This window comes from Streptomyces purpurogeneiscleroticus, assembly GCF_020024005.1.
In the GTDB taxonomy this organism is placed as follows: Bacteria; Actinomycetota; Actinomycetes; order Streptomycetales; family Streptomycetaceae; genus Streptomyces; species Streptomyces purpurogeneiscleroticus.
Genome location: NZ_NHSG01000069.1, coordinates 1 through 7,429, shown reverse-complemented (window position 1 = coordinate 7,429; position 7,429 = coordinate 1). Strand labels below are relative to the sequence as shown.

Sequence of the window (7,429 nt, the reverse complement as noted above, 5' to 3'; positions counted from 1 at the left end):
GCATGCGGAGGCCGAGGGGCGGGGGTGCGGCCATGGCGTCCTGGACGGGGCGGGAGTAGGCGCGGTGGAATAGCGAGCCGAGTACGAAGTCGGCGGCGAGCGAGCGGACTTCGGAGCGGTGCTGGTGGAGGCCGTGGCCGTCGGAGTGGACCTCGAAACGGCAGGTGTCGCGGTTGATCTTCTTGGCGCGCTCGGCGTAGCGGTAGGACAGGTCGGGGTCGACGCGCTCGTCGTTGGTGCCGTGTACGAGCAGTACGCGGCGGCCGACGAGCTGTTTGACCGGGTCGGTCGGGGTGGCGGCCGGGCCGGCCGGGAGCCAGGGGGCGATGCCCAGTACGGAGTTGACCGCCGGGTGGCCCGCGGCGAGCAGCGCTGCCCGGGCGCCCGTCCCCGTACCGACCAGGCAGAGCGGTACGTCGCCGTAGCGGCGGACGATCTCGGCCACCGCCCACTCCGCGTCCTGCGCGGGGTGGGCCGCGTCACCGTTCCAGCCGCGGCAGCGGAAGTGCAGGACGTGGGTGGTCAGCCCGTCCCTGCGGCCGGCCCGCGCCAGGCCCGTGGCCAGCGCGCGGGCCGTCAGCGTGGCCACCGGCGAGGGACGCCCGGTGCCCGTCTCGCCGCCCTCGGGGAGTAAGAGGGCGACCGCGTTCACCGCGCCGCCCGCCGGTCCCGTACCCGCTCCCAGTCGTTTCCCCAGCCGGGCCGTGCGCCCGGACAACGATTGCCCATCCATGGCATGAACGATGGCAGACGGGGGGTCGGTGGCCCACCCCGTGTACGGGTCACTGTTCCGTATCGGTGGCGGGGCGCGTCCGCTTCGCCCGGACGCGGCCGAATCGCTAGTGCGTTCTACGCGCGTAGGGGCTACAGTGCCGCAATGACGAGCCAGACCAGCAATCTCCCGACCGCAGAGCAGATCCGCCGCGCGCCGAAGGTGCTGCTCCACGACCACCTCGACGGCGGCCTGCGTCCCGCCACGATCGTCGAACTCGCCCGCGAGACCGGGTACGACGGCCTGCCCGAGACGGATTCCGAGAAGCTCGGTGTCTGGTTCCGCGAGGCCGCGGACTCCGGCTCGCTGGAGCGCTATCTGGAGACCTTCGCGCACACCTGCGCCGTCATGCAGACCCGCGACGCGCTGGCCAGGGTGGCAGCCGAGTGCGCCGAGGACCTGGCCGCCGACGGCGTCGTCTACGCCGAGGTCCGGTACGCGCCCGAGCAGCACCTGGAGAAGGGGCTCAGCCTCGAAGAGGTCGTCGAGGCGGTCAACGAGGGCTTCCGGGAGGGCGAGCGGCGGGCGCGCGCCAACGGCCACCGCATCCGCGTCGGCGCGCTGCTCACCGCGATGCGGCACGCCGCCCGCGCCCTGGAGATCGCCGAACTGGCCAACCGCTACCGCGACCTGGGCGTCGTCGGCTTCGACATCGCGGGTGCCGAGGCGGGCTACCCGCCCACCCGCCACCTGGACGCGTTCGAGTACCTCAAGCGCGAGAACAACCACTTCACGATCCACGCGGGCGAGGCGTTCGGGCTGCCGTCCATCTGGCAGGCGCTGCAGTGGTGCGGCGCCGACCGCCTCGGGCACGGCGTGCGGATCATCGACGACATCCAGGTCGACGACGACGGCGGCGTGAAGCTGGGCCGGCTGGCGTCGTACGTGCGCGACAAGCGCATCCCGCTGGAGATGTGTCCGACCTCGAACCTGCAGACCGGAGCGGCCAGTTCGTACGCCGAGCACCCGATCGGGCTGCTGCGCCGGCTGCAGTTCCGGCTGACGGTCAATACGGACAACCGCTTGATGAGCGGCACGAGCATGTCGCGCGAATTCGAGCACCTGGTCAGGACGTTCCACTACGCGTTCGATGATCTTCAGTGGTTCACCGTCAATGGGATGAAGAGCTCGTTCCTTCCTTTTGATGAACGTTTGGCCATGATCAACGACGTGATCAAGCCCGGTTACGCCGAACTGAAGTCGGAATGGCTCTTCCCGAAGGGGCTGGAAGGGTCCGTGTGAGCTGGGCGTCCTGACGCTGAGTGAGGTGCATGGGCGGGGAGTTCGGGTTGCCCGGCGAGGTGCCGAACCGGGCATGTGGGATGTTTGCGGCTTGGGCGATCATGTCTTTAGCGTCAAGTGCCGGACAAAACCCCGTCACGAGGACAAAAGTTGATGAAGCAGGGAACCGTCAAGATCATCGGTGCCGCGGCCCTCGGAGCGGCCATCGCCGCCACCGCGGCCGGCACCGCCTCCGCCGCTTCTGTGACCGAGCCGGTCACCGGTGCCGCCAGCGGGCCGCTGCAGAGCCTCACCGGCCAGGCCGCGCCGTCCTCGGACGACAGCGGCAAGAGCACGACGAACGCCAAGGGGAACCTCCTCGGCGGGCTGCCGGCCGGCGGCGTCACCAAGGCCGTGGGTGGCGGCCTCCCCCTCGGCGGCTGAGGCGCCGCCACGCACCGCGCCCCGGCCCGTACACATCCGTACGGGCCGGGGCGCGGCTGTGCCCGGGGTATCGCGGCGCGCGGCCGGCCGGAGCGGCGGACCGGCGCGCGGGTCACCAGGCTTCGCTGTACTTCTTCTCCGTCGGGAGGAAGATCCACAGCGCGAGGTAGACGAGGAACTGCGGGCCGGGCAGCAGACACGACAGCACGAAGATCACGCGCATCGTGGTGGGGGTCGTGCCGAAGCGCCGGGCCAGACCCGCGCAGACTCCGGCGATCATCCTGTTGTTGCGGGGGCGGACCAGTGCGGCGGCCATGGGGCTCGACTCCTTGCTCGGTTGCTCGGTGCTCAGTTTCCGGGGTGCCCTTCCGGTGCGACCCGATAACTCCACGCTAGGTCCGCGAGCCGGACAGGGCGTCGGCCTGCGGAGCGAGACCGACCCTGGGGATCGTCGGGGTCGCCCCTGCCCCCGTGTACTCCCGACGGCGGAGCCGGGCCCTGACCACAGGGACGACCACCAGGTGCGCCAGCGCCACCCCCAGCGTGTTCAGCAGCACCACGTCCACGTCCGGCACCCGCCCCGGCACCGTGCTCTGCAGCACCGCGACGGCGAACGCGATCATCGCGCCCGTGAACACCGTACGGGTGAAGGAACCCAGCGCCGAGGCGGTCAGCCGGCCGCCCGCGAGCGGCAGCAGCACGCCCAGCGGCGCCAGCAGCAGCACCGCGCCGCCCAGCTGGTGCACGGCCTCCCACGGCCCCAGCGCCAGCGCGGCGCGGATCGTCTCCAGGGGCCGGAGATTGGCGGCCGGTACCCAGGGCACCGCGCGTGGACGCAGCGTCAACGAGTAGACGATCGACAGGTGCGCCAGAAGGAGGACGAAGCCCGCGGCGCGCATACGGAAACCGGCCATCCCGCCGGGGCCATGACGCTGCACACCCGCCCAGACGCCACCACCGGCGGCGGCGGTTCCGTGCGGGAGGTCACAGCGGGAGACACAACGGGGGAGGCCGTGGGAGCCGGGCCGGGGCCGGGCTCAGTCCTTGCCGTCCGCCCCGTCCGGGGCCGGTGCCGGGCTGCCCCGGTCGGCGCGCTGGGCGAGGTCCGGGTGGCGCAGGACGGCGTCGGAGCACTCGTAGTGGCGCGGCGCCGCGTCGTCCGGGCCGCCGAGCACCGCGGCCCGCTTCCCGTCCACCGGCAGCCGCGTCCCGTACGTACACACCAGCTGTGCGAGCGCGAACGACGGCAGGTCCGCCGGGCGGATGTTCAGCCGCAGCGCGTCCTCCGGATCGCCGGCGCGCGGCCCGGACACCGTCAGGTCGTCCGGTACCGCGGTGCCGAAGCCCGCGTCCTCCTCGCCGGGCGCGGGCCGCTGCCGCAGCTCGTTCAGGAGCGTACGGGCCACCCCGGGCCGGTCCTCGGAGGTACCGCCCTTGGGCAGCGACACGGTCCGCTCCACGGGGACCAGCGCCGAGCTGCACACCAGGTAGATCCTGACCGGGTCGCCGACCGGCACCTCGGGCACCCCGGCCGGCTCCTCGGCCCGGCAGCTCACCCGCGAGGGCGCGCCGCCCGCGTCCACCGGCACCGACGTGCCGCGGATGCCGCAGCCCGCGGCCGTGAGGGCGAGCGCCAGGAGCACGGCGGCCCGCCTCATCGCTCGCCCTCCGCAGCCGTGCTGCCGTCGCCGTCCTGCCGCTTCCGCTCGGCGGCGGCTCCGGTCCCGGAGCCGGATTCCCCGTCCCCGTCCCCGTCCCCGTCTCCGTCCGCCGTCAGCCGTGAGGCGTCCCTGGGGAGCCGCAGCGTGAAGACCGCGCCGCCCTCCTCGGAGTTGGCGGCCGTGATCTCGCCGCCGTGGATGTGCGAGTTCTCGAGCGCGATCGACAGCCCCAGCCCGCTGCCCTCCGACCGCGGCCGGGAGGCACTCGCCTTGTAGAACCGGTCGAAGACATGCGGCAGGACTTCCTCGGGGATGCCGGGCCCGTGGTCCCGTACCCGCACCAGAAGGGAGTCCCCCTCCGTGCGCACGGAGACCCGCACCGGCGATCCGCCGTGCTTGAGCGCGTTGCCGATCAGATTCGCCAGGATCACGTCCAGGCGGCGCGGGTCCAGCCGCGCCATGATGCCGCGCTCGGCGTCCAGCTCCACCGCGTCCAGCCAGGCCCGCGCGTCGATGCACGCCGTCACCTGGTCGGCGACGTCCACGTCGTCCAGGACCAGCCGCGCCGTCCCCGCGTCGAAGCGGGTGACCTCCATCAAGTTCTCCACCAGGTCGTTCAGCCGCCGGGTCTCGCTGACCACGAGCTGCACCGCGGGCGCGATCATCGGGTCCAGCGCCTCGGCCTCGTCCTCCAGGACCTCCGTCACGGCCGTGATCGCGGTCAGCGGCGTCCGCAGCTCGTGCGACATGTCCGCGACGAACCGCCGCGAGGACGCCTCCCGGGCGCTCAGCTCCTCCACCCGCTGCTGCAGCCGCTCGGCGGTCCGGTTGAACGTACGGGAGAGATCGGCCAGCTCGTCGGTGCCGGTCACCCGCAGCCGGGTGTCCAGCTTGCCCTCGCCCAGCTCGCGCGCGGCCGTGCCGAGCCGCTGCACGGGCCGCAGCACGGTGGTCGCGGCGGCCTGCGCGAGCAGCGCCGAGCCGACCAGCGCGAGCAGCGTCGCGACGCCCAGGGACCACGCGAGGGAGTTCAGGTCCTGCCGCTCGGTGGCCAGCGACTTCAGCATGTAACCGGTCGGGCCGCCGCCGTTGAGCTTCGCCCCGGCCACGAAGTACGGGTCGTCCTCGATCTCCTGCCGCTGCCAGTACAGGTGGTACGGCGCCTTGTTCGACGCGTCCACAGGGCGTCGCTGCTCCACTGCCTTCTGGAGCGTCGCCGGCACGGTCTTCAGGTTCAGCAGTTCCCGGTCGGTGGTGGCCGTACAGGTCTTGCCCGCACCGTCCTTCGCCTGCAGCAGTACCGCGTAGTTCTGCGGCCCCGCGGCCATCTGGCGCGCGGCGTCCCGCAGTTCCTCGCAGGCCGGATGGAGCGGCAGTGACCGCGTGCGCTCCTCGAGCTGGGTGCGGAAGTCCTTCAGTGCGGCGTTCTGCGTGCGGTCCAGCACGGTGTTGCGGTTGAGCCAGTACGCGATGCCGGACGCCGAGACCGCGGCGGTCAGCGCCACCAGCGCGAAGACCACGACCAGGCGCAGCCGCAGGCTCGTCCAGCGCAGCAGGCCCGAGGCGACGCCGCGCAGCCGGCCCGGGGCCGGTTCGCTCACTGCGGGGTGTCCAGCCGGTAACCGACCCCGCGGACCGTGCGGATCAGCGTCGGGGAGGACGGCACGTCCTCCACCTTGGCCCGCAGCCGCTGCACACACGCGTCCACCAGGCGCGAGTCACCGAGGTAGTCGTGCTCCCACACCAGGCGGAGCAGCTGCTGTCTGGACAGCGCCTGCCCGGGCCGGCGGCTCAGCTCCAGCAGCAACCGCAGCTCGGTCGGCGTCAGTTGGAGGTCCTCGCCGTTCTTGGTGACGGTCATCGCCGAACGGTCGATGACCAGCGACCCGAACGTCGCCGAGTCGCTCGACTCGCGTTCGCCGCGGCGCAGCACCGCCCGGATGCGGGCGTCGAGCACCCGCCCCTGCACCGGCTTGACGACATAGTCGTCGGCGCCGGACTCCAGTCCGACAACCACATCGATGTCGTCGTTGCGTGCGGTCAGCAGGATGATGGGCAGTTGGTCCGTACGGCGGATCCGCCGGCACACCTCGAAACCGTCGATCCCCGGCAGCATCACGTCCAGGACGATCAGGTCGGGGCGCTGCTCGCGCAGCAGTTTCAGGCCGTCCTCGCCCGTCGCCGCGGTCACCACACGGTGACCCTGGCGCGACAGCGAGAGTTCGAGGGCCGTGCGGATGGCGTCGTCGTCCTCGATCAGCAACAGGAAAGGCACGTGCGCCATTCTGGCGCATGGCACGGCCGGACTTCGACCGGCGGCGTCCCCCCGTACCGCCGCACACCCGCCCCACCTGCACCGGCGTACGCCCGAAGCGGGCCTTGTGAACCTCGCGCGGCCCCCTGTGACAGGGCTGTGACAGTCGGCGGACACCGCGATGAAACTGCCGCGGCAGAGTTTCTGGCACCGGGTGGGAAAGACGGCCCGGGAAGCAGCTGAACGAGCCGGCTCTACCGACGGGGGGCGCGAGATGAACACACTGCACAGCACCGCCAACAGCGCAGTAATCACGCGGCTCCATGATGTCGCGCGGGTCGGGGAGAAGTCCGGTGCCACGATCGGGCGGGGGTGCGCTCGTGGCACCGGGCGTCAGCGGCAGGCGTTCTTCATGACGCCGGTCGAGGCCGTTGACACCGTCGTAGCGGGGACCGACGGGGGGAACGCGTACGGGGAGGCCACGGGGGAGCGGGGTTCCGCGTCGCCGGCGGTGGACAGCGAAGCCGAGTTCACCGCCTACGTCCAGGAGCGCCGTGCCTCCCTGTACGCCACCGCCTACCACCTGACCGGCGACCGTCACGAGGCCGAGGACCTGCTGCAGAGCGCGCTGTTCTCGACCTACCGGGCGTGGGACCGGATCAGCGACAAGGCGGCGGTCGGTGGGTACCTGCGCCGCACGATGACCAACCTGCACATCAGTGCCTGGCGTCGGCGGAAGCTGAACGAGTACCCCACCGAGGAACTGCCGGAGACTGCCGGCGACCAGGACGCGATGCGCGGCACCGAGCTGCGCGCCGTGCTGTGGCAGGCGCTGGCCAAGCTGCCCGAGACGCAGCGCACGATGCTCGTCCTGCGCTACTACGAGGGCCGGACGGACCCGGAGATCGCCGACATACTGAACATCAGCGTCGGCACGGTGAAGTCGAGCATCTGGCGTTCGCTGCGGCGGCTGCGCGAGGACGAGGTCCTCAGCTTCGGCCGCGACCAGGAGGAGTCCTTCGGCGAGCTGGTGGCCTGAGGGACCGGCCCGAGGGGGCTGGGGAAAACGGGGGAAGA

General features: G+C 72.0%; 9 protein-coding genes. 3 read left to right on the top strand and 6 right to left on the bottom strand.

Annotated elements, in window-relative coordinates; all coding sequences use genetic code 11:
- Positions 1 to 733, bottom strand: a 733-nt coding sequence (locus tag CCS38_RS02125) for an alpha/beta hydrolase (RefSeq protein ID WP_223731460.1), incomplete at its 3' end; no start/stop codon positions are given.
- 144 nt (positions 734 to 877) lie between these two features.
- Here CCS38_RS02125 and CCS38_RS02120 point away from each other — a divergent pair.
- Together CCS38_RS02120 and CCS38_RS02115 are read left to right on the top strand one after the other, a co-directional pair.
- Positions 878 to 2,014 (top strand): adenosine deaminase, encoded by a 1,137-nt coding sequence (locus CCS38_RS02120; RefSeq protein WP_223731459.1) that lies wholly within the window; start codon positions 878 to 880, stop codon positions 2,012 to 2,014.
- Positions 2,015 to 2,167: 153 nt separating this feature from the next.
- The gene (locus tag CCS38_RS02115) at positions 2,168 to 2,437 is read left to right on the top strand and encodes a hypothetical protein (protein ID WP_223731458.1); all 270 of its coding nucleotides are present in this window, start codon (positions 2,168 to 2,170) and stop codon (positions 2,435 to 2,437) included.
- Between the two features lie 112 nt (positions 2,438 to 2,549).
- Here CCS38_RS02115 and CCS38_RS02110 read toward each other — a convergent pair whose 3' ends face one another.
- From CCS38_RS02110 to afsQ1, 5 genes are all read right to left on the bottom strand, one after another.
- Positions 2,550 to 2,753 (bottom strand): PspC domain-containing protein, encoded by a 204-nt coding sequence (locus CCS38_RS02110; RefSeq protein ID WP_030254046.1) that lies wholly within the window; start codon positions 2,751 to 2,753, stop codon positions 2,550 to 2,552.
- 76 nt (positions 2,754 to 2,829) lie between these two features.
- The gene (locus CCS38_RS02105; RefSeq protein WP_223731457.1) at positions 2,830 to 3,351 is read right to left on the bottom strand and encodes a VanZ family protein; all 522 of its coding nucleotides are present in this window, start codon (positions 3,349 to 3,351) and stop codon (positions 2,830 to 2,832) included.
- A gap of 123 nt (positions 3,352 to 3,474) precedes the next feature.
- Positions 3,475 to 4,095 carry a hypothetical protein gene (locus tag CCS38_RS02100; protein WP_223731456.1) on the bottom strand — a complete coding sequence of 207 codons (621 nt, stop codon included), beginning with the start codon at positions 4,093 to 4,095 and terminating at the stop codon, positions 3,475 to 3,477.
- A complete protein-coding gene (locus CCS38_RS02095; protein WP_223731455.1) occupies positions 4,092 to 5,699 on the bottom strand; it encodes a sensor histidine kinase in 1,608 nt (535 codons plus the stop codon). The genes CCS38_RS02100 and CCS38_RS02095 overlap by 4 nt, the downstream gene beginning before the upstream one ends.
- Positions 5,696 to 6,373, bottom strand: a complete 678-nt coding sequence (gene afsQ1, locus CCS38_RS02090; RefSeq protein WP_131124765.1) for a two-component system response regulator AfsQ1 — start codon at positions 6,371 to 6,373, stop codon at positions 5,696 to 5,698. The genes CCS38_RS02095 and afsQ1 overlap by 4 nt, the downstream gene beginning before the upstream one ends.
- Before the next feature lie 253 nt (positions 6,374 to 6,626).
- On the opposite strand from afsQ1, the gene CCS38_RS02085 reads away from it, so the two are divergent.
- On the top strand, positions 6,627 to 7,391 hold the full coding sequence (locus tag CCS38_RS02085) for a SigE family RNA polymerase sigma factor (protein WP_223731454.1): 765 nt from the start codon (positions 6,627 to 6,629) through the stop codon (positions 7,389 to 7,391).
- Positions 7,392 to 7,429: the final 38 nt, after the last annotated feature.